Source organism: Serratia sp. CY76391, from assembly GCF_052166695.1.
GTDB lineage: Bacteria > Pseudomonadota > Gammaproteobacteria > Enterobacterales > Enterobacteriaceae > Serratia > Serratia nematodiphila.
In genome coordinates, this window is sequence record NZ_JBJNOJ010000010.1 from 36,472 (window position 1) to 57,169 (window position 20,698).

A 20,698-nucleotide genomic window follows, 5' to 3' on the forward strand; every position below is an offset into this window, starting at 1 on the left:
TCACCTATCTAAACTTGATTTCAAACTTGTTATCGGAGAGATTCGATACTTTGTTTATATCTTTATTCCCAATAATATCAATCGTCCACCGAGCTTTCGACTCTTGTGCACTTGTAGAATAGTTTCTCAGGTTTATTATTTTTCCTTCAAACTTTGCATAGTACACAATGCCTTTCGCGTTTCTCACCTCGTTAAGAGGGAGGCCTCCAGCAAGTGATTGCGCATAATCATAGATATCCTTATCGCTAAGTGATTCAGAAGCAAAAACTTTTGTTGTTCCTTTTCTATTACTCCCCCCATCGCCTAAAACTTGAGCTATGGACTTACCAAAAACAGTTACATTACCATCTGGCTGCGTTTTGTCGAAAAGTTTAACCAACTGGTTAGTGTTAACCCTCTGTATTTCCCGTAGATAATCTGCCGTTTTAGTCGACAAATTCATCCCGGCTGCCGTTTCTCCTTTGATAAAATCGGCAACCGGCTGAGTGTTGAACGTTTTTGTTTTGTATAGTTCATCGGAAGCGTTCACCAGCTGTCGGCTCAACTTCCTCACACTGTCTTCGGTTTTCCCCAGAATCAATGTGCTGCCGGTGGTTACGGCGCCAGTACCAATAATCGCCTCTGGTGCCACAATGTCTGCCGCATAAATACCGGCCTGGTTCAGACAAAGCGCGGGGTTGGTTTTGCAACCGGCAATCGCCAATCGTGCCGCCAGAACCAATTCTGGCGCAGCTCCCACCAGCGTCATCCCCCCCGCAGTAAGTACCAGACCGCCACCACCTACTGTCGCCACTATTGCGGCAGCTTCTCGGCGAGCCACAACACGTTTTGCCGCAGCAACATCGCCTTTACCAGCGGCCAAAATGTCTTTCTGATTATCAAGCGCATACTGCATCAACATATGTTCGGTCATGTTGTAGCGATAAACCGACTGTGCACTGTCCGCAGCGCTGTAGGCGCCTTCCGGTGTATGCGTTGTCAACGCCCCGGTCAAAGCCCCGATCACTCGTGCCGTTTGCTCTTTTACTTCATTGCCGTTTAGCGCCTCCTGCAGACGGTAGAGCTGGCGTTCTTTTTCGTTGAGATTGGCCGGTTCGAACAACGTGCTCTGCATAACGACGCCGGCCAGCTCCGCCGCCAGCGCCCCGACAGCAGCCCCTTTACCGTCGCCGCGCCCGATTTCCGCGGCGATGCCCGCCACAACCGCATGACTGACTGACTTCCCGGCCGCGCCCAGGACTTCGCCGTTATCCCCAATCAGATTGGCGCCCTCGGCCTGAACCTGGCTACCGATGTTCGCCAGCAGCGCATTGGTCAGGTTGTCCTTGAAGCTGCCGCCATTGATGGCGGTATTCAGGCTGGAGCTGATGACCGATTGCCCGGCCACCCGCTGCGCCACCTTGCTCCAGTCGCCGTTGCTCAGCTGCGGCAGTTTGACGTTGTTTGGATTGAGCGGTTTGCCCGCCGCGTCCTTGCTCCAGCCCATCGCGCTGTCGAAGCCGTTGAGCGCGCCGCCGATCGCCATCGCCGTAGCGGTCGCCTTGACGTTTTCATTGCTGCCCAGCGCCTGCAGGGTTTTCGACAGGTTGCCCTGGTTCTCCACCAGCGCCACCGCCGCCTGGGAGGCCAGCGAAGACATCCCGGCGGTGACCGCGCCGCTGGTTACCGCCCCACCGCCCACGGCGCCGGAAACGCTGGAGGCTGCCGTAGCCGCCAGTGAACTGCCAGCGGTCACCGCCGCGGCCGCGATGGCGATCACCGCCGCCACCGCCGGGTTCAGGTGCTGGCTCTTGTAATCCCAGCTGTCGTAGGCGTCTTTGACCTTGCTCCACTGCACGTCGTTGCGCTTGTTCAGATCTTTGACCCAGGTGGTACCCGGCGTATTGCCCAGCGCGTCGATGGCGCTTTGCAGCGCCTGGGCGTTTTTCACCTTCACGTCGGCGTTGACGCCCTTGGCGGCCTCTACGGTCAGGGCACCACCGGTATGAATGCTCGGCAACACCCACTTATTGTCTTCGTAGCCTTTATTGGCCTGCTTGATAAAGAAGCCTTTCGAATTGCTGACGGTCTGTTCGAAAGAGGTGTTTTTCACCGCGCGGAAGTTAACCTGACCATGCGTGCTGGTTAGACGCGCGTTTTGCCCGGCGGCGATTTTGCTGGCTTCATAGGTACTGTCGTCGCGGCTCATCAGCGTGATATTGCCAGCGGCGGTAAACTCGGTGACCTTGTTGATCACGTCGTGGCGGGTCTGCTTAACCTCGGTTTTCTTGCCCCACCATTTGCGCTTGGTTTCCTTTTTTTCGTAATGGCTGGACTCTTCCATCGCCTGGGCGTAGAGATAGCCGCCCTTGGCGGCGATATCCATATTCCCGGCGCGCATGGCTTCAGCCTGATTGTGGGCGTCGACCTGGGCTTTTTGTTTGGCCTCGTCAATGCCTTTGCTTTGGGCTTCCTGGCGCAGGGCGACGAGACGTTGCTGCGACTCATCCCGTTCGCGCGTTGCCTGCACTGTCTGCGAGCCAGCCTGGTTAATAGTGTTGTTGGCCGAGTCCAGTGCAATCTTGGCCTGTTGCACTGCGTGCTTTGCATTCACCAGTCTTGCCGCTATCTCCGACTCAATATTGTGCTGTTCGTCGGTATATCCGCAACATGGGAACTTGGGTGGGTTATCCCATCGCCGTTGGGCTTCAGCTCTTTCGGCTACAGCCGCGTTGTAAGCATTTTGCAGTACAGCAAGTTGGCCTTGAGCCTGGTTTTTGCGGCTGTCCGCATCGTTGATACGTTGCTGCGCTTCATTCACCGCCTGCTCCGCCGCCGCAATACGACTCCCCCAATCCGTCATCGCCACCGGTGATTTCCAGTTCGCCCCTAATCCTTTAACCACCAGCTTGGTCGCCTGGAACAAAATGCTGCCGCCGGAAATCACCGTCATCAGGCCGCCGACATTCAGCTCGGTCCCTTGCTGGGCACGGGTTTCGGTGAACTCGTTGCCGCCCTCGCGATACGTGTGGTTTTGCACCGCCTCGAAGCGTATATCTCCGCCGGAGGTCAGCGTCATGTTGGCGCCGGAAGTCAGCCTGGCGCCGTAAGTCAGCAGTTGGTTGTTCGCCGATGCGGTCAGGTTTTTACCGGCGCTGAGGGCGGTGACCACATGGCGCTCGTCTTTGTTGTTGTCGTTAGCGGCATCGATAGCGGAATAGGCGACGTTAGACAACCATAGATTCTGTCCGGCCAACAGCGTGATGTTGCCGTTGGCGGAGAGCGCGCCGCCCTGGGTGCCGATGTCGCGGGCCGAGTTAATCAGCAAATTGCCGCCGGCGTGTACCCGGCTGCCCAGTTCAGGCGTGCGAGAAGAGGGAAACAGGCGACTAAATTGTCCCCCCAATTCGCGATAGTTCAGATCGGCATTATGGCCGGCCAACAGCGTGACATCTTTGCCTGCTTTAATGTGTGTCCCGCGCAGCGCCAGATAACCGCCGCTGTTGAGCAGCACTGAACCACTGGCGTTCAACTGTCCGGCATTCAGCAGTTGGTTGAACTGCGTTTGTCGTTGTTCAGGAGATAAATTCTGCGCTAAACGATCGTTATTCAACGCCTCGTCATTTCTGACAATCGAAACAGTGCCGTTCGCCGTCATGGCAATATTTTGGCTTTGCGGCGCGAAGTGCGTATTACGTAGATAAATGCCTTGCCCGGCATTTAAGGTTAAGTCCCCGGCTGCATTCAATTGGCTCAGCCAGCGGGCTCCATCGACGCCGAAATAGCGCGGGCTAGGTACAGTGTGCACTTTGACGTTGCCGTTGCGGCTGGTCAAAGTGACATGATGTCCCTTCAGATAGCTTTGACGGGCATCCAGCTCATTCACTGCTGCAACGTTCAGACTCTTGCCGGCAGTCAGCTCAGCACCGTCGGTGTAAAACACATCGTCGGCAACCACAGTCAGGTCGTTACGCGCGTTTATTTTATCGGTACTGATGACGCGTCCCGCATGCAGCACAATATTGTGAGCTGCCAGCGAGTCAGGCCGCCCCGAAGCCACCACTTCACTAAGCTGATTTCCCGCCGGCGTCGAAGTTTTAATTTCTATCTGATTTTTAAAATCCGCGATCAAACTGCCGCCGGCCAACATGGCTGAGGAAGGAGAGCCAGAAGCCGACCAGCTCTTTTGCCCACCTTTTCTGACATAAATGACATATTCCGGGATCGACGATTTCTGATCCTGCCATTTATGTCCCAGAACAACTTTAGGATTCGGCACCTTCGGTTCGAACAGTGCATAGTCGTTCATGTCCCCCGTCATTTCACTGCGCACGCCCAGATTATTGCCGGTTAAAATCAGGTCATTAGTCGCTTTTATTGTGCTGACGTGGTTCCAAAACTCCGACGCATTAATGTAGGCATTCTTCCCTGAAATGATTTCTGCGGGACGGCTGTCGGTCACTACGGTAAAACGCACGCGCTCACTGTTGACCCAAGGCGTTTTTTTGAAATCAACATGTCCCAACCAGGTGAAATTTTTATCTTCAAAGTCCGCCAAATAATCAAAAAATTGGTAATCGAATTGCCCCTCGTACACACCATCAGCCAACCAACGATCGATATCCTTGTTGTCCTTCGGCGTATTGGTGGAGGAAATGGCGAACTGCTGGCGAACGTTGTTCAAACTCTCCGTGCGTATCACCAAGTCGTCGCTGTTGGTCAGGATTTTCGCCGAACGGTTCTCGACGGATTTAGCCTTGTTGCCCTGCGCATCCTTTTGGATCCACATATTTTTATTGGCGTGCAGCTTGGCATTTTCCCCGGCGTTGCGGATGTAGTCGCCGAAGATGCGCATATCGCCGCTGGTGCTGGTTTGCCCGTCATTCACCAGCGTCGTCGTCGCTAACGTAGCATTACCGTCCGCCTGCACGATAGCGCCCGGCGTAATGTGCACCCCCTTGGCGCTGACATTGAGGTCCCCCTTGCTGTGCGTGGTGCCGTTAAGCACCAGGTTGCCGTTAACGCTCAGCGTAATATCCCGCTGCTTGCTGGTGAGGTCTTTCAGGTTCACCCCTACTCCATCCTCATTGGCCACCAGGCGGATTTTATTGGCGTACATGCCGCCCAGCGCCTTGGTATCCACCGCCAGCACAGGTTTTGCGCCTTCACCGGCGATCGGCTTGATGCTGCCGTCCTTGAAGCTGATGCGGTTGGCGCCCTGGGTCAGCGACAGATTTTGCGCATTGATTTTGCCGTTCAGCTCGGTGGCGCGGCTGATGATATCGACGTAGTCGGCGCCGCTGCCGTCCAGCCCTTTACCGCCGATGGTGACACCGCCTTTTTTCACCTCCAGCGCTTCCAGCGCGCCCTGCTTGTCGAACTGCGGTTTGCCGGTAGTCAGCGTCACGCCCGGCGCATTGATAAAGCCGCAGCCGTCGCAGGTGATGCCATTCGGGTTGGCGATCATCACGTTGGCCTTGTTGCCGAATACCTCGAGCTTGCCCTGCAGCTCGGAACGACTGCCGCCGATCACCTCATTGATGATCAACTCCGCCGGTTTTCCCTTCAGGTAGGTGTTGCCCTGCGCGCTGTAGATCTCCACGCCCAGCTGCGTTTTGCCGCCGTGCGTGGCGTTATTCAACACGGCGCCCTGTGGCCCAACGTTGAAATCTTTATAGGTGTTGTGCGAGATGCCCGCACCGTTCGGCGTGGCGATATTCACCACCGGTACGTCGCCCGGCTTGATAACCACCTGCGTATTGCCGTTGGCGGCGGTGATACCGGCAGCGAATGCCGGGTGCAACGGCTGGAAAGCCGTCAGGTAGATCAGCAAATAGCTGGCGCCCCGCGCCAACGGAGGGTTGAGCTTATCCATATTCATTCCTTCGAAAGGATGTTGTTGTGAACGCCGAGGGCGTTCCTGCTGTGTGCTGGCGTTATAACGTGACGGTGGCTTGCCAGTAGGCCACCCAACGATCCGGTTGCAGGCTGTCTGGATGCGTCAGCGGTTTACCGACGGTGACCGCCTGATTGAACCAACGGCCGCTTAACGTGGCACCCAGCGCCGCGCCGGCGACACTGCCGCCGTCTATCTGCCCGGCGCGCCCCTGCAGCCAGCCGACGTCTAACGCGCCGGTCAAAGAAAGTTCCCCCAGTCCCGGCAAAGTCTGCCATTGCCAGTTGAGTTCATTGCGCCAGTAGGCGCCGCGATTACCGGTCAGGTACTGCTCTTTAAAGCCGCGCACCGAGTATTGCCCGCCGATGGAAATGCGCTCGCCGGCATACAGGTTGTCTGCGCTGGTTTGCCCGTAAGCCGAGGTCAGGTAGTAGAGGGAGGGTGCGAGCGGATAGAAATAGCTGGCGCTGAGACCAAGCTTACGGAACTCGCTGCGCGGCGCCCCGTTGCGCTCAGGATCGTCGGCGGTGGCGCCCAGCATGCGCAGCCCGCGGCTTACCGTCGGGTTCAGCGTCATATAGCCGCCGCCCGCGACCGCACTGTAATTTAGGCCCAGGCTGACGATGCTGAGCGTTGGGCTGCTGACGCCCAACCGTTCCCCCGCCAGCTTATTTTCCGTGGTGCGCCGCGCCAGCCCGATATCGACGGCCAGCTTACGTTTGCCATCCCGCAGCAACGTGCGGTTGGCGCCCAAACGCTGGGTCTGGTTATTGCCCTGATAGCGGTAAGCGGCGCCGCTGAACGGCACCTGCTGGAAAAAATCGTTCCAGGCGTACTGGTAGCTGAACAGCCAATAGCCATAGGGTAAGGTGACGCTGCCGTTCAGGCTGCGGCTGCGATGTTGCGGGCTGAAATCGTTATTGCGCGCTGCGGAAAGCGACCATTGATCGGCGAGACACAGCGGATTATCCAGCGTGAAGGCGGCGTTCATCTGCCCGGTGCCGGTGCTTTTCTGGCCGCTGTTATCCGCGCCGAAAGAAAGAGAAACCGGCGCGCGCGTGGCGCCACGCAGCAAAACCACGTTGGAAAAGCCGGGGTGTTCGCCAGGTTGAATATCGATAGTCACCTGTTGCGACGGCAGGCGGTTGAGCTGCTCCATGCCCTGCTCGATATCGCGCAGATTCAATACGCCACCAACCAGACCGGGGAACGCCATCTTCAACGCCGGCGTCTGCTCACCGTTTTGCGTGATGGACTCGATTCGCCCTTCGCTGGCGCTGACGGTCAACACGCCGCGGGAAATATCCTGCTCCTGCAGCCAGGCCTGTGAGGTGACATAGCCGCGCTGCAAATAAGCATTGGTGGTTTCGCGCACCAGGCGGTTAATGTGCTCCAGCGTCAGACAGCGCCCCTGATACGGGCGCGCCAGGCTTTCTTTCACCGACCAGGAAAGATGCTCGGCGCCCTCAAAAACAATCTGCCGCACCGGCTGGCAAACCGCTCCTGCGGCGGCCGGCACAGGCAGCGGTAACGCCGGTAATTCAACGTTATTCTGCAGCGCCTCGCGCTGCTGCTGAGCCTGTTCCAGCAACGTTTTCTGCTGTTGGCTAATGCTGTCGCGATCGGCAGGGCTGGTGATTTCCGCGCACCACGCCGAGCTGCAAAACGCCAAAAGCACAGGCCAAATCCGCGGCTTCCATGCACACATTTAAATACATCCATTTACGTTTATTTACACTCCTTGGCGAAGTATATACATTTTATGCCGCCAATCAATGATAATGAGAATTATTTTTGTTTGATCGAAATCACAATGCGGAAAAAATGCGCATATGCCACAGCTACTGCACCTTATTATCCAGAGTGCATTTAATTAATATTAAAATTAAAAAAACGAATAATAAAAACAAATAAATTCAATATAAAAATAACGCGCTCAATATCAACAAAAAAAGCAAACAGAGTTTACAAAATCAATTCTCCATTTTATCTTGGCAGTTCTATTTGCATAATTAATTCATAAAAAACATAGTTATTAATTAACCAATAAAGAAAAACAATATCGGGAATAGCCTCATGTTTAACCGTGATATAGAACTGTTCATTCGTGATTACGTTAATGATATTAAGGCTGGCAGCGCCGCGCTGTTTGCCGGCGCCGGGCTGTCCATCCCCGCCGGTTTCGTCAGCTGGAAAGAGCTTATCGGCGATATTGCTTATGAACTGGAGCTGGATATCGAAAAAGAGAGCGATCTTATTTCCCTGGCGCAATATCACCTCAATGAAAAAGGCAACAGACATAAGATAAATCAAAAAATAATTACAGAATTCTCTGAACAGGCGGAAGAAACAGAAAACCACCGGATTATTGCCAGATTACCGATAGCGTCACTTTGGACCACTAACTACGACGACCTGATTGAAAAAACCTATGCCCGTTATAATCGCGTATGCGACGTTAAAACCACACCGGAAAGCCTGACCAATAATATTCACAAACGTGATGTTGTTTTATATAAAATGCATGGTGACTATAGAAACCCCAACCAGGCGATTATCACCCGCGAACAATACGAAACTTACTCCCGAACACACCTTCCCTTTATCAACATGCTGATGGCGGAACTGACCGCTAAAACGTTTCTGTTTATCGGTTTCAGCTTCGAAGATCCCAATCTGCAGTATGTGTTGAGCCGCCTCTATGCACAGTATGCCGAAGGGAAAAGAAACCACTACTGCATTATGCGGCGCGTTCAGCTCGGCGACAGCGGCAGTGAAGATCAGGCGTCTTGTGACTACAACAGCCGTAAACAAAGCTTGATGATCAACGATCTGCGCCGTTACGGCATTCAAACGCTGCTGGTGGATGACTATCAGCAAATCACCGACCTGCTGTATGCCATCGAAAAGCAGTTCAAGAAAAGCACGGTGTTTATCTCCGGCAGCGCCGACAACTACCATCCTTATGCCCGTGAAGAGTCCATCCAGTTCATACATCGTCTGGCGCGCCTGCTTATCCGCAAACAGTACCGCATCGTCAACGGTTTCGGCTGGGGCGTAGGCACGGCGGTGATCAACGGCGCACTGGAAGCCATTTACGACAGCCAAGGGAAAATCAGCGAAAGCCAACTGGTGCTGCGTCCGTTCCCCCAATTCGCCAGCGGTGGCATAGCGTTGCCAGAGCTTTGGCGGGAATACCGCCAGAACATGATTTCACTCAGCGGCATCGCAATCTTTTTGTTCGGCAACAAACGCAACGCCGAGGGCGAATACGTGCTGGCCGACGGTTTATTGCAAGAATTCCAGATCGCCACGGAACAAGGTTGCGTCTGTATTCCTATCGGTTGCACCGGCAGCGCATCCGCCGATATCTACCTGAAAATCAAGGAGGAAATGAAAGAAACCCTCTACCACCGCCACCCCGCCGCCATGAATCTGCTGGATCAGCTTAACGAACCGGGCAGCCTGGCGGAGAAGAAAAAATGCCTGTTGGCACTAATCGATATCATTACAAAGGATAACCCCCGATGACCAGAAAATGCTTTTACAGTTTCCATTATGAGCCGGACAACTGGCGCGCCTCTCAGGTACGCGAAATGGGCGCGCTGGACGGTAACCGGCCGGCCACGGATAACGATTGGGAGGAGGTAAAAAAAGGCGGCGATAAAGCCGTCGCCGATTGGATCAAGGGCCAGTTGGACAACCGCAGCTGCGCCGTGATTCTCGCCGGTAAAGATACCGCTAATCGCAAATGGATTAATTTCGAAATATGCGAGGCCTGGAAAAAAGGCATGGGCGTACTGGTGGTGTATATCCACAATTTGAAAGACAGCGCCGGCGACCAAACCACGAAAGGTAAAAACCCGTTGGATCACATCAAACTGGGTGACGCAAAACTCTCCGCTATCGCCAAAGCCTATGATCCGCCTTACCTGACCAGCACCAATGTCTATAACCACATCAAAGAAAATCTGGCTGAGTGGGTAGAAGAAGCGATCCGCATCCGCGAAAATTACTGATGCCCCTGATAGACGAAAGGCTGCATGTTGATGCAGCCTTTCGTTTGTTTATAGCCCAAACGCCTCATCCATACCGCCCGGTAATATAGTCTTCGGTGCGGCGCTGGCGCGGCGAGGTAAAAATCGCGTCGGTGTCGTTGTATTCCACCAGCCTCCCCTGATGAATAAAGGCGGTGTAGTCGGATACGCGCGCCGCCTGCTGCATGTTGTGCGTCACCAGCACCACGCTATAGCGCTGCTTGAGTGCGGAAATCAGCTCTTCGATGGTCAGCGTGGAGATCGGATCCAGCGCCGAGGTCGGCTCGTCGAGCAGCAACACCTCCGGCTCGATGGCGATGGCGCGCGCGATCACCAGGCGCTGCTGCTGGCCGCTGGACAAGCGGAACGCGTTTTCGCGCAGTCGGTCCTTCACCTCATGCCACAGCGCGGCGGCGCGCAGCGAACGCTCCACCGCTTCATCCAGCAAACGCCGGTCGCGCACGCCCTGCAGCCGCAGGCCGTACACCACGTTTTCATAGATCGATTTCGGGAACGGGTTCGGCCGCTGGAACACCATGCCCACCCGCCGCCGCAGCGCCGCCACGTCGATCTGCGCGCCGGAGATCGCCGCGCCGTTCAGCTGCAGTTCGCCCTCGATGCGGCAGTTGTCCACCAGATCGTTCATGCGGTTGAAACAGCGCAGCAGCGTCGATTTGCCGCAGCCCGAGGGGCCGATCAAAGCCGTCACCCGATGCTTCGGGATACGCAGCGAAATATCGTGCAACACCTGTTTGTCGCCATAAAACAGGTTCAGGCCGTTGACCGCCAGCGCGGTCTGTTCATCGTCGAGATGCTGGACATCCAGCCGGGGCAAACTGCCTGGCGTCATCAAACTCATTACGCACTCCCCAAAAATAGCGTCATTGTTACTGCGACCATGCTCGGTACCGCTCCCTCAACGAATGGCGGATACCCATCGCCGCCAGATTCAAACTCACCACGATCGTCACCAGCAGGAAGGCGGTGGCGAACACCAGCGGCCGCGCCGCCTCTACGCTCGGGCTCTGGAATGCCATATCGTAGATCTGGAAGCTCAAATGCATGAACTTCCGCTCCAGGTGCAGATACGGGAAAATCTCGTCTACCGGCAGCACCGGCACCGATTTCACGACCCCCACCAACATCAGCGGCGCGGTCTCCCCGGCGGCGCGCGCCACCGCCAGGATCAGGCCGGTCATCATCGCCGGCGCCGCCATCGGCAGCACGATGCGCCACAGCGTCTCGGCCCGGCTGGCGCCCAGCGCCATCGAGCCCTGCCGCAGCGAGGTGGGAATGCTCGACAGTCCTTCCTCGGTGGCGACGATCACTACCGGCAACGTCAGCAGTGCCAGCGTCAGCGCCGCCCACAGCACGCCGGGCGTGCCGAAGGTCGGGTTGGGCAAGGATTCAGGATAGAACAGCTGATCGAGCGTGCCGCCTATCATATAAACGAAGAAGCCGAGGCCGAAGACGCCGTAGACGATCGAAGGCACGCCGGCCAGGTTGACCACCGCGATGCGGATCACCCGCGTCAGCAGATTGTTGCCGGCATACTCGTGCAGATATACCGCCGCAATTACGCCAAACGGCATCACCACGATCGACATCAGGATCACCATCAACACCGTGCCGAAAATGGCCGGGAACACCCCGCCTTCGGTATTCGCTTCGCGCGGGCTGTCGGTGAGGAACTTCTTCACCTGCTCGCCCCAGTGTGCCAGCTTCTCGGTGGTGCTCATGGCGTTCGGGTACCAGGCATCGCGCACCTGGCTGAGCGGAATGGTCAACGTCTGCCCGTGCATGTCGCGCAGCAGCAACGCATCGCGCTGGCGATCGCGGTTCAGCCCCGCCAGACGTTCGGACAACAGCTGATACTGCCGCTGCAGCTCCAGCCGCTCGGCCTTGATGGCGTCCTGTGCGCGGGCGTCCAGCTTATCGTCGCGCTGCAGGCGTTTTTCCCGCAGCCGCAGCGCGTCAAACTGCTGATTGATGCGCGCCATGTCGCGGAATTGAATGTCGTGCGCCTGGCGCGAGAGCGCGGCTATTTGCGGCAGCCTTTGCTGCAACGCCTGCCCCAGATGGCGGCCGGTCAGCGGTTGCCCGTCTTCCTGCAGCCCCGCCAGATAGCCGTAGGCGGTGCCGTGGCTGTCGCGTTCCAGCACCAACAGGCTGCGCGGCGTGCTTTGGCTGCGGATATCACTGGCCAGCAAGGTGCGGAAATCCTGCCCCTCGCGCTCGCGATTGCCGACCTTAATCAGATAGCGTTCGACGCTCTGCGCCTCGCCCGGCGGCGTAACGCCCGCCTCGGCCAGCTGGCGCCGGGAAATGCTTTGCTGCTGATACAACTCGCCAATCACCGTCACCGGCCCGGCGCCGTTCTGATTCAGTTCGAACTGATAAACCGGGCTCGGCCAGAAATAGCGCATCCCCTGTCCGGCCAGCAGCAACAGAATGCCGATCAGCGCCAGCAGGCTGACGGCCACCGAACCGGCGGTCAGCCATATCCACGGCGACCCGCTCTTCACCCAGTTCTTCATGGCGCCTCCTGATTCGGCGTGTAGCGCTTGCGCAGCCGCAGGCGCACCGCCTCCGCCAGCGTGTTGAACACGAAGGTGAAGACAAACAGCACCAGCGCGGTCAGGAACAGCACGCGGTAATGGCTGCTGCCGGAGACCGCCTCCGGCATTTCAATGGCGATGTTGGCCGCCAGCGCGCGCAGCCCCTGGAACAGGCTGCCGTCGATAATCGGCGTGTTGCCGGTGGCCATCAGCACGATCATGGTTTCCCCCACCGCGCGGCCAAAGCCGATCATCAGCGCGGAGAAAATGCCGGCGCTGGCGGATGGCAGCACCACCTTGATCACCGTCTGCCACTGGGTAGCGCCCAGCGCCAAAGAACCCTGGCTCAGGGTCGCCGGCACGCTGAACAGTGCGTCCTCCGCCAGCGAGAAGATGATCGGCACCAGCGCGAAGCCCATCGCCACACCTACCACCAGCGCATTGCGCTGGTCATAATTATCCCCCAGCCAGAAATGCAGCGGCTCACCGAACAACGCCACCTCCAGCCGCGGCCCCAGGTTGAGCGCCAGCCACACCGTCAACGCCAGCAGCGGCAGCAGCAACAGCAGATCGACGCCCGGCCGGCAGCGCGGCATAAAGCGATGGGTCAGCGCGCCGCACAGCAGCACCGCCGCCGCCAGCAGCAGCGGCAACGCCAGCACCGCCAACAGATACTGCTCGATGATCGGCGCCAGCCAGATGCCGGCCACCAGCCCGATCACCACCGTCGGCAGCGCGCCCATCACTTCGATAGCCGGTTTGATCACCCGCCGCAGCCCCGGCGTCATAAAGTAAGCGGTATAGATGGCGCCGGCCAAGGCCAGCGGGATGGCGAACAGCATCGCGTAAGCCGCCGCCTTAAAGGTGCCGAAGATCACCGGCATCAGGCTGAATTTGGGTTGGTAACTGTCTTCACCGGAGGTGGACTGCCAGACATAGGCCGGCTGCGGGTAGTTCTCATACCACACCTTGCCCCACAACGAACGCCAGGTGACGTCCGGATACGGGTTGTCGAGCGCATAGCGCTGCCAGCCCTGCGCGCTCTCCAGCAGCAGGCCATCGCCGCGCGGCGCGAACGCCATCTGCCGCACCTCGGCGCCCAAACGGGTATTCAGCAGCGGCTGCGGTTGAATGGCAGAGAACAGCGAGAAGCCGCCATCGGGCCGCAGGGTAGCGAACACCCGGCGGTAAGGCTCAGCCACCGTCAGCTCCTGCCCGTCGGCGCCGTGGTCGAAATGCTGCACCGGCGTCAGGCGCCAGCGCCGATCTTTTTCCACCTCGAACCACTCGCGCAGATTGCCGTCGGCGCCCTTGATCAGCAGCGCGCTGCCGCCGGGCAGCGCCGTCATCTGATACGGGGCATGTTCGCCAAGGGTACGCGTTTCACGCAGCTGCAGCTGTGCGCCGTCGATCTGATAACGCGCCAGCCGGTTGCCGGTCAGCAGATAAAGCTGGCGGCCATCCGGCGTCAGCACCAGTTGCTCCCCGTCGTGCTCCAGCGGCCGCTCGCTAAACTGCGGCGGCCGGTCGGGGCTGAAGCGGCCGAACACCAGCCGCCGATCGTCGGTCACCCCGGCCAGCAGATACTGCCCGCGATGCGCATCCGCCAGCGACAGCAGCTTCAGCGGCTTGCGCTGTGGATCCAGCGCCAATGGCTGCTGCCCGAGCGGGAACTGCCACTGCGGCCGGCCGTTTTCCGCCGTGGCAAAATCCGCGCGCGCCACCACCAACCGGCCGTCAGCCTGCGCCAACGCAAACAGATCGCGCTCGCCGGCGGCCTGCGCGAGCAGCGTCGGTTTGGCCAACAGCGCCTGCTGCGCCAGCGGCGTCTGGGCCTGGCCGCTCGGCGCCGGCGTCAGACGATAAAATTGCCCCGCGCCCTGCGCGTCGATGCGATAACCGACGCGCTGCTGCACGTCCATGCCCAGCGCCAGCGCCGGGGCCGATACCGTGAACGGCAGCGGCTGCGCCTGGCCGAGCGAGGCCGGTTTGAACAACGGCAGCACCGCAAACAGCAGATAAACGAAGATCAGCATCAACGTCATCAGCACCATCAGCCCGCTGGCGGTCACTGCCGCCTGCACGCCGCGGTCGATGCGCCCGCGCATGCGATCTCGGGGATGTTGATTGGCCGTCGTCTGTGTCATGTGTCTCGCTGTCGCTGATGTAATCGGGCTTGCGCCGTAAGATAACCGGGCATCTTATGTCAGTTTTATGACGTTTGCATGACAAAGTTACCCGCCATAACTCAGGTTTTTTACACTGCCATCAGACAATATGAATTTGATATATTGCTGAAAAATGACCATAAACACGCTTTATAACGCCAAGAATAAGCCTGCTAACCGTCATTTCATGCTGATCGTTTCACTGCCGGGCATCCCGCCGCGGGGAAAATTTATTGCCGCCGAAAAACGCCGCGCGCCAACGCAATGGATATGTTGGACTTTCCTGTCAATCTCTCGCAATAATGATGAAGGACACTAGAGCGGCATCCGGGCGCTGCGTCCCGGATCCTATTCTAAATTTGAACTGGAGTGGCAATGGGTCAGGAAAAGCTCTACATCGAAAAAGAACTAAGCTGGTTATCCTTTAATGAGCGCGTGTTGCAGGAAGCCGCAGATAAGAGCAATCCCCTGATTGAACGTATGCGTTTTCTGGGCATTTACTCCAACAACCTCGACGAGTTCTATAAAGTCCGCTTCGCCGATCTCAAACGGCGCATCCTGATCAGCGAAGAGCAAGGCTCCGCCGGTTCCTCACGCCATCTGCTGAAAAAGATCCAGGCCAAGGTGCTGAAAACCGATCAGGAGTTCGACGGTCTGTACAACGATCTGCTGCTGGAAATGGCGCGCAACCAGATCTTCCTGATCAACGAACGCCAGGTGTCCGAGAACCAGCAAATCTGGCTGCGGCAATATTTCAAACAGCACCTGCGCCAACACATCACGCCGATCCTGATCAACCACGACACCAACCTGGTGCAGTTCCTGAAAGACGATTACACCTATCTGGCGGTGGAGATCATCCGCGGCGCGCGCATCGACTATGCGCTGCTGGAGATCCCGTCCGACAAGGTGCCGCGCTTCGTCAATCTGCCGCCGGAAGCGCCGCGCCGCCGCAAGCCGATGATCCTGCTCGACAACATCCTGCGTTACTGCCTGGACGATATCTTCAAGGGCTTCTTCGACTACGACGCGCTCAACGCCTATTCGATGAAGATGACCCGCGACGCCGAGTACGATCTGGTGACCGAAATGGAATCCAGCCTGCTGGAACTGATGTCCTCCAGCCTGAAACAGCGCCTCACCGCCGAGCCGGTGCGCTTCGTTTATCAGCGCGACATGCCGAACGAGATGGTGGAACTGCTGCGCGGCAAGCTGGGCATCTCCAACTACGATTCGGTGATCGCCGGCGGCCGCTATCACAACTTCAAAGACTTCATCAGCTTCCCGAACGTCGGCAAGGCCAACCTGGTCAACAAGCCGCTGCCGCGCCTGCGCCACATCTGGTTCGACGGTTTCCGCAACGGCTTCGACGCCATTCGCGAAAAGGACGTGCTGCTCTACTACCCGTACCACACCTTTGAACACGTGCTGGAGCTGCTGCGCCAGGCGTCGTTCGATCCGAGCGTACTGGCGATCAAAATCAACATCTACCGCGTGGCGAAAGATTCGCGCATCATCGAATCGATGATCCACGCCGCGCACAATGGCAAAAAGGTCACGGTGGTGGTCGAGCTGCAGGCGCGCTTCGACGAAGAGGCCAACATTCATTGGGCGAAACGCCTGACCGAGGCCGGCGTACACGTGATCTTCTCGGCGCCGGGGCTGAAAATCCACGCCAAACTGTTCCTGATTTCGCGCCGTGAAGGCGATGAAATTGTGCGCTATGCTCATATCGGTACCGGCAACTTTAACGAAAAAACCGCGCGCATCTACACCGACTATTCGCTGTTGACCGCCGACTCGCGCATCACCAACGAGGTACGCCGGGTATTCAACTTTATCGAGAACCCCTACCGGCCGGTCACCTTCGACAACCTGATGGTGTCGCCGCAGAACTCGCGCCTGAAGTTGTATGAGCTGATCGACAACGAAATCGCCAACGCCCAGGCCGGGGAACAGGCCGGCATTATGTTGAAAATAAATAATCTGGTGGATAAAGGGCTGGTAGATCGGTTATATACCGCGTCCGGCGCCGGCGTGAAGATCCGTCTGCTGGTGCGGGGCATGTGTTCCCTGATTCCCAACCTGCCGGGGATCAGCGACAATATTCAGGTGATCAGCATCGTCGATCGCTTTTTGGAACACGATCGGGTTTACGTTTTCGACAACAAAGGTGACAAACGGGTGTATCTGTCCTCCGCCGACTGGATGACCCGCAACATAGATTACCGTATCGAAGTGGCGGTATCGCTGCTGGATCCAGCGCTGAAACAGCGCGTTCTGGACATTCTGGAGATCCTGTTCAGCGATACGGTCAAGGCCCGTTATGTGGATAAAGAACTGAGCAACCAGTACGTGCCGCGCGGCAACCGCCGCAAAGTGCGCGCCCAGGTGGCTATTTACGAGTATTTAAAAGCTCTGGAACAACCAGGACAGTAGGCCAGCAACTATGCCGCTAAAAAACACTGCAACGAACAAACCGCAGGAAATCGCCGCCATCGACCTCGGGTCGAACAGTTTCCACATGGTGATCGCCCGCGTCGTCAACGGCGCCTTACAGGTATTGGGCCGTTTAAAACAGCGGGTGCATCTCGCCGACGGATTGGACAGCAACAACGTACTCAGTGAAGAGGCGATAGAACGCGGCCTGGCCTGCCTGGCGCTGTTTGCCGAACGGCTGCAGGGCTTCCCGGCGGATAACGTCACCATCGTCGGCACCCACACCCTGCGTCAGGCGGTGAACGCCGAAGTGTTCCTCAAGCGCGCCGCCAAAGTGATCCCCTACCCGATCGAAATCATCGCCGGCCAGGAAGAAGCACGCCTGATCTTCATGGGCGTGGAGCACACTCAACCGGAGAAAGGCCGCAAGCTGGTGATCGACATCGGCGGCGGCTCCACCGAGCTGGTGATCGGCGAAGACTTCGAGCCGCTGCTGGCGGAAAGCCGCCGCATGGGCTGCGTCAGCTTCGCCCAGCTGTTCTTCCCGGGCGGCGAGATCAGCAAAAACAACTTCCGCCGCGCGCGGCTGGCGGCGGCGCAGAAGCTGGAAACGCTGGCCTGGCAGTACCGCATTCAGGGCTGGCAGTACGCGCTGGGCGCCTCGGGCACCATCAAGGCCGCCCACGAAGTGCTGGTGGCGATGGGCGAAAAAGACGGTCTGATCACCCTGGAACGCCTGGAAATGCTCGCCGAACAGGTGCTGCAGTTCAAAAGCTTCAGCTCGCTGAGCCTGCCGGGGCTGTCGGAAGATCGCCAATCGGTGTTCGTGCCGGGGCTGGCTATCCTGTGCGGCGTGTTCGATGCGCTGGCGATCCGCGATCTGCGCCTGTCCGACGGCGCGCTGCGCGAAGGCGTGCTGTATGAAATGGAAGGCCGCTTCCGCCACCAGGACATCCGCAGCCGCACCGCCAAAAGCCTGGCCGATCACTACAACATCGACCGCGAACAGGCCAAGCGGGTGCTGGAAACCACCGAGCTGCTCTATTCGCAGTGGATGGCGCAAAACACCAAGCTGGTGCATCCGCAATTGGAAGCCCTGCTGAAATGGGCCGCCATGCTGCACGAGGTGGGGTTGAGCATCAACCACAGCGGCATGCACCGCCATTCGGCCTACATTCTGCAAAACTCCAACTTGCCCGGCTTCAACCAGGAACAGCAGCTGCTGTTGGCGGCGCTGGTGCGTTTCCACCGCAAGGCGATCAAGCTGGAAGAGCTGCCGCGCCTCAACCTGTTCAAAAAGAAACACTACCTGCCGCTGATCCAGCTGCTGCGTCTGAGCACCCTGCTCAACAACCAGCGCCAGTCGACCACCACGCCGGAAACGCTGCGCCTGACCACCGACGACAACCACTGGACGCTGCGCTTCCCGGCCGGCTACCTGGCGCAAAATAACCTGGTGCAGCTGGACTTCGAGCGCGAGCAGGCCTACTGGAACGACGTCGTCGGCTGGAAGCTGCTGATCGACGAAGAGGGCTCGCAAGACGAACAGCGCTCCGCCTGATCCCCCGCCCCCTGCCAGCCAGGGGGTTTTTCTTTCCGCCCCGCCCCGTCAACCTAAACGAAACCCTAATACGCCGCGCCGCGCGCCGGAAAAAAATGGACAACTTTTGTCATCAGCGCCTAAAATCCGGTTACAAATTCTCGAGCGAATAACACAGGACACCGGCATACCGGGTGATATATGCGCAAGAAAACCACCGGACAGATGACGAAGATAGTGTTGTTTATCAGCTTTATCATTTTAGTCGGCCGACTGCTGTACGCCGCCGTGGTGGCGGTGCCTCATCATCAGGAAAAAAAGCAGGCCGCTGCGCAAAACGCCGCCGAAGTCAGCGCGCCGCAACAGGACGCCTCCTCTGAATAACCGCCGCGCCCCGTCCGTTTCATAAAAATGACTCCGGCACTCGCTATGCTCTATCTTTTAATGAGCCTGCGTCAGGAACGCCGAGCGCCCGTTAAGGAACACCATGTCAGCCACAACCCATAACGTCAAAAAAGTCGCTGAACATCGCCAGCGCATTCTCACTCTGCTGTTGAACAATAAGGAATTGGTCGACGGCATTCTCGGCCGGCCAGGGGATGAACACGCCCTCAGCCAAAGCGAACTGCTGAACCAGACGGCGGAAATCACCGGCCTGCTGGACGACATGCACGCCGCCGACCTGGCGGACCTGCTGGAAGCGCTGCCGCAGGACGAACGCATGGCGCTGTGGCGGCTGGTGGGCAACAGCAAGCGCGGCCAGACGCTGGTGGAAGTCGCCGAACCAGTCTGGGACAGCCTGATCGAAGAAATGAGCGATAAAGACCTGCTCAAAGCGATCAAAACGCTGGACGTCGACGAACAGGCCTACCTGGCGCAATACCTGCCGCGTAACCTGATGGGCCGGTTGCTGACCTCGCTGGAGCCGGAGCAGCGCGCCCAGGTGCGCGAGATGAGCCAGTACGCCAAAGACAGCGTCGGCTGGATGATGGATTTCGAACTGGTGACGGTGCGGCCGGACGTCACGCTCGGCGCGGTGCACCGCTTTTTGCGCATGCGCAAAACCATTCCCGACGCCACCGATAAACTGTTCGTCACCGATCGCAAAAACACCCTGCTGGGCGAACTGCCGCTCACCGCAGTGCTGCTGAACGACCCTGAGATCCCGGTGCGCGAGGTGATGGACAGCGATCCCGCCACCTTCCAGCCCGAAGACAAGGCCGATGAAGCGGCCGGCGCGTTCGAACGTTACGACCTGATCAGCGCCCCGGTGGTTGACGCCAAGGGCAAACTGATGGGCCGCCTGACCATCGAAGAGATCGTCGACGCCGTCAACGAAGAGAGCGACACCAACCTGCGCCGCATGGGCGGTTTAAGCCCGGAAGAAGACGTGTTCGCCCCGGTCAGCAAGGCGGTTAAAACCCGCTGGGCCTGGCTGGCGATCAACCTCTGCACCGCATTCATCGCCTCGCGGGTGATCGGCCTGTTCGAGCACACTATTTCCCAGCTGGTGGCGCTGGCGGCGCTGATGCCGATCGTCGCCGGCATCGGCGGCAACACCGGCAACCAGACCATCACCATGATCGTGCGCGCGCTGGCGCTGCACCAGATCGAAGTCGGCAACATCTCGCGCCTGATGCTCAGAGAGCTGGGCGTCGCCATCATCAACGGCGTGGTGTGGGGCGGCATCATGGGCGTGATCACCTGGCTGCTGTACGGCGACGCGGCGATGGGCGGCGTGATGACGCTGGCGATGCTGCTCAACCTGCTGCTGGCGGCGCTGATGGGCGTGGTGATCCCGATGACCATGCTCAAACTGGGCCGCGATCCGGCGGTCGGCTCGAGCGTGCTCATCACCGCGCTAACCGACACCGGCGGCTTTTTCATCTTCCTCGGCCTCGCCACCCTGTTCCTGCTGTAATACGCCAAAAGCCGGCCCTGTGCCGGCTTTTTCGTCATTCTGTCTCCGGGTTTGCGCTAACGCAGTAAAGTCGGCCCTCCCGGTAGGTTTTCCTCCCGCGCTGTACTACCCTTTTTCAATAAATCATCTTGATTCATCCACGTCATGAATCCAATCACAG

At 58.1% G+C, this 20,698-nt stretch carries 11 protein-coding genes; 6 read left to right on the top strand and 5 right to left on the bottom strand.

Annotated features, from left to right (window positions below; translation table 11 throughout):
• Positions 1-4: 4 nt before the first annotated feature.
• On the bottom strand, positions 5-5,854 hold the full coding sequence (locus tag ACJ8PN_RS18640; RefSeq protein WP_442535145.1) for a DUF637 domain-containing protein: 5,850 nt from the start codon (positions 5,852-5,854) through the stop codon (positions 5-7).
• Positions 5,855-5,915: 61 nt separating this feature from the next.
• Positions 5,916-7,583 carry a ShlB/FhaC/HecB family hemolysin secretion/activation protein gene (locus ACJ8PN_RS18645; RefSeq protein ID WP_442535146.1) on the bottom strand — a complete coding sequence of 556 codons (1,668 nt, stop codon included), beginning with the start codon at positions 7,581-7,583 and terminating at the stop codon, positions 5,916-5,918.
• Between the two features lie 368 nt (positions 7,584-7,951).
• On the opposite strand from ACJ8PN_RS18645, the gene ACJ8PN_RS18650 reads away from it, so the two are divergent.
• Together ACJ8PN_RS18650 and ACJ8PN_RS18655 are read left to right on the top strand one after the other, a co-directional pair.
• A complete protein-coding gene (locus tag ACJ8PN_RS18650; RefSeq protein ID WP_442535147.1) occupies positions 7,952-9,406 on the top strand; it encodes an SIR2 family protein in 1,455 nt (484 codons plus the stop codon).
• On the top strand, positions 9,403-9,894 hold the full coding sequence (locus ACJ8PN_RS18655; RefSeq protein ID WP_351110247.1) for a TIR domain-containing protein: 492 nt from the start codon (positions 9,403-9,405) through the stop codon (positions 9,892-9,894). The genes ACJ8PN_RS18650 and ACJ8PN_RS18655 overlap by 4 nt, the downstream gene beginning before the upstream one ends.
• Positions 9,895-9,958: 64 nt before the next feature.
• Here ACJ8PN_RS18655 and pstB read toward each other — a convergent pair whose 3' ends face one another.
• Genes pstB through ACJ8PN_RS18670 form a run of 3 tightly spaced genes read right to left on the bottom strand, consistent with a single transcriptional unit; the run spans position 9,959 to position 14,617 of the window.
• Positions 9,959-10,771 carry a phosphate ABC transporter ATP-binding protein PstB gene (gene pstB, locus ACJ8PN_RS18660; protein WP_442535148.1) on the bottom strand — a complete coding sequence of 271 codons (813 nt, stop codon included), beginning with the start codon at positions 10,769-10,771 and terminating at the stop codon, positions 9,959-9,961.
• 28 nt (positions 10,772-10,799) lie between these two features.
• Positions 10,800-12,449: a phosphate ABC transporter permease PstA gene (gene pstA / locus ACJ8PN_RS18665; RefSeq protein WP_442535149.1), complete on the bottom strand. Its 1,650-nt coding sequence runs from the start codon at positions 12,447-12,449 to the stop codon at positions 10,800-10,802.
• A complete protein-coding gene (locus tag ACJ8PN_RS18670) occupies positions 12,446-14,617 on the bottom strand; it encodes an ABC transporter permease subunit (RefSeq protein WP_171454530.1) in 2,172 nt (723 codons plus the stop codon). The genes pstA and ACJ8PN_RS18670 overlap by 4 nt, the downstream gene beginning before the upstream one ends.
• 396 nt (positions 14,618-15,013) lie before the next feature.
• On the opposite strand from ACJ8PN_RS18670, the gene ppk1 reads away from it, so the two are divergent.
• From ppk1 to mgtE, 4 genes are all read left to right on the top strand, one after another.
• Positions 15,014-17,077 carry a polyphosphate kinase 1 gene (gene ppk1, locus ACJ8PN_RS18675; protein WP_004941606.1) on the top strand — a complete coding sequence of 688 codons (2,064 nt, stop codon included), beginning with the start codon at positions 15,014-15,016 and terminating at the stop codon, positions 17,075-17,077.
• A gap of 10 nt (positions 17,078-17,087) precedes the next feature.
• Positions 17,088-18,638 (top strand): exopolyphosphatase, encoded by a 1,551-nt coding sequence (gene ppx, locus ACJ8PN_RS18680; protein WP_033632396.1) that lies wholly within the window; start codon positions 17,088-17,090, stop codon positions 18,636-18,638.
• A gap of 180 nt (positions 18,639-18,818) precedes the next feature.
• A complete protein-coding gene (locus tag ACJ8PN_RS18685; RefSeq protein WP_004941600.1) occupies positions 18,819-19,001 on the top strand; it encodes a YfgG family protein in 183 nt (60 codons plus the stop codon).
• A gap of 103 nt (positions 19,002-19,104) precedes the next feature.
• Positions 19,105-20,538, top strand: a complete 1,434-nt coding sequence (gene mgtE, locus ACJ8PN_RS18690; protein WP_171454531.1) for a magnesium transporter — start codon at positions 19,105-19,107, stop codon at positions 20,536-20,538.
• Positions 20,539-20,698: the final 160 nt, after the last annotated feature.

Coding starts and splice junctions, on each gene's coding strand:
- ACJ8PN_RS18640 (WP_442535145.1), bottom strand. CDS start 5,854: ATGGATAAGCTCAACCCTCCGTTGGCGCGGGGCGCCAGCTATTTGCTG.
- ACJ8PN_RS18645 (WP_442535146.1), bottom strand. CDS start 7,583: ATGTGTGCATGGAAGCCGCGGATTTGGCCTGTGCTTTTGGCGTTTTGC.
- ACJ8PN_RS18650 (WP_442535147.1), top strand. CDS start 7,952: ATGTTTAACCGTGATATAGAACTGTTCATTCGTGATTACGTTAATGAT.
- ACJ8PN_RS18655 (WP_351110247.1), top strand. CDS start 9,403: ATGACCAGAAAATGCTTTTACAGTTTCCATTATGAGCCGGACAACTGG.
- pstB (WP_442535148.1), bottom strand. CDS start 10,771: ATGAGTTTGATGACGCCAGGCAGTTTGCCCCGGCTGGATGTCCAGCAT.
- pstA (WP_442535149.1), bottom strand. CDS start 12,449: ATGAAGAACTGGGTGAAGAGCGGGTCGCCGTGGATATGGCTGACCGCC.
- ACJ8PN_RS18670 (WP_171454530.1), bottom strand. CDS start 14,617: ATGACACAGACGACGGCCAATCAACATCCCCGAGATCGCATGCGCGGG.
- ppk1 (WP_004941606.1), top strand. CDS start 15,014: ATGGGTCAGGAAAAGCTCTACATCGAAAAAGAACTAAGCTGGTTATCC.
- ppx (WP_033632396.1), top strand. CDS start 17,088: ATGCCGCTAAAAAACACTGCAACGAACAAACCGCAGGAAATCGCCGCC.
- ACJ8PN_RS18685 (WP_004941600.1), top strand. CDS start 18,819: ATGCGCAAGAAAACCACCGGACAGATGACGAAGATAGTGTTGTTTATC.
- mgtE (WP_171454531.1), top strand. CDS start 19,105: ATGTCAGCCACAACCCATAACGTCAAAAAAGTCGCTGAACATCGCCAG.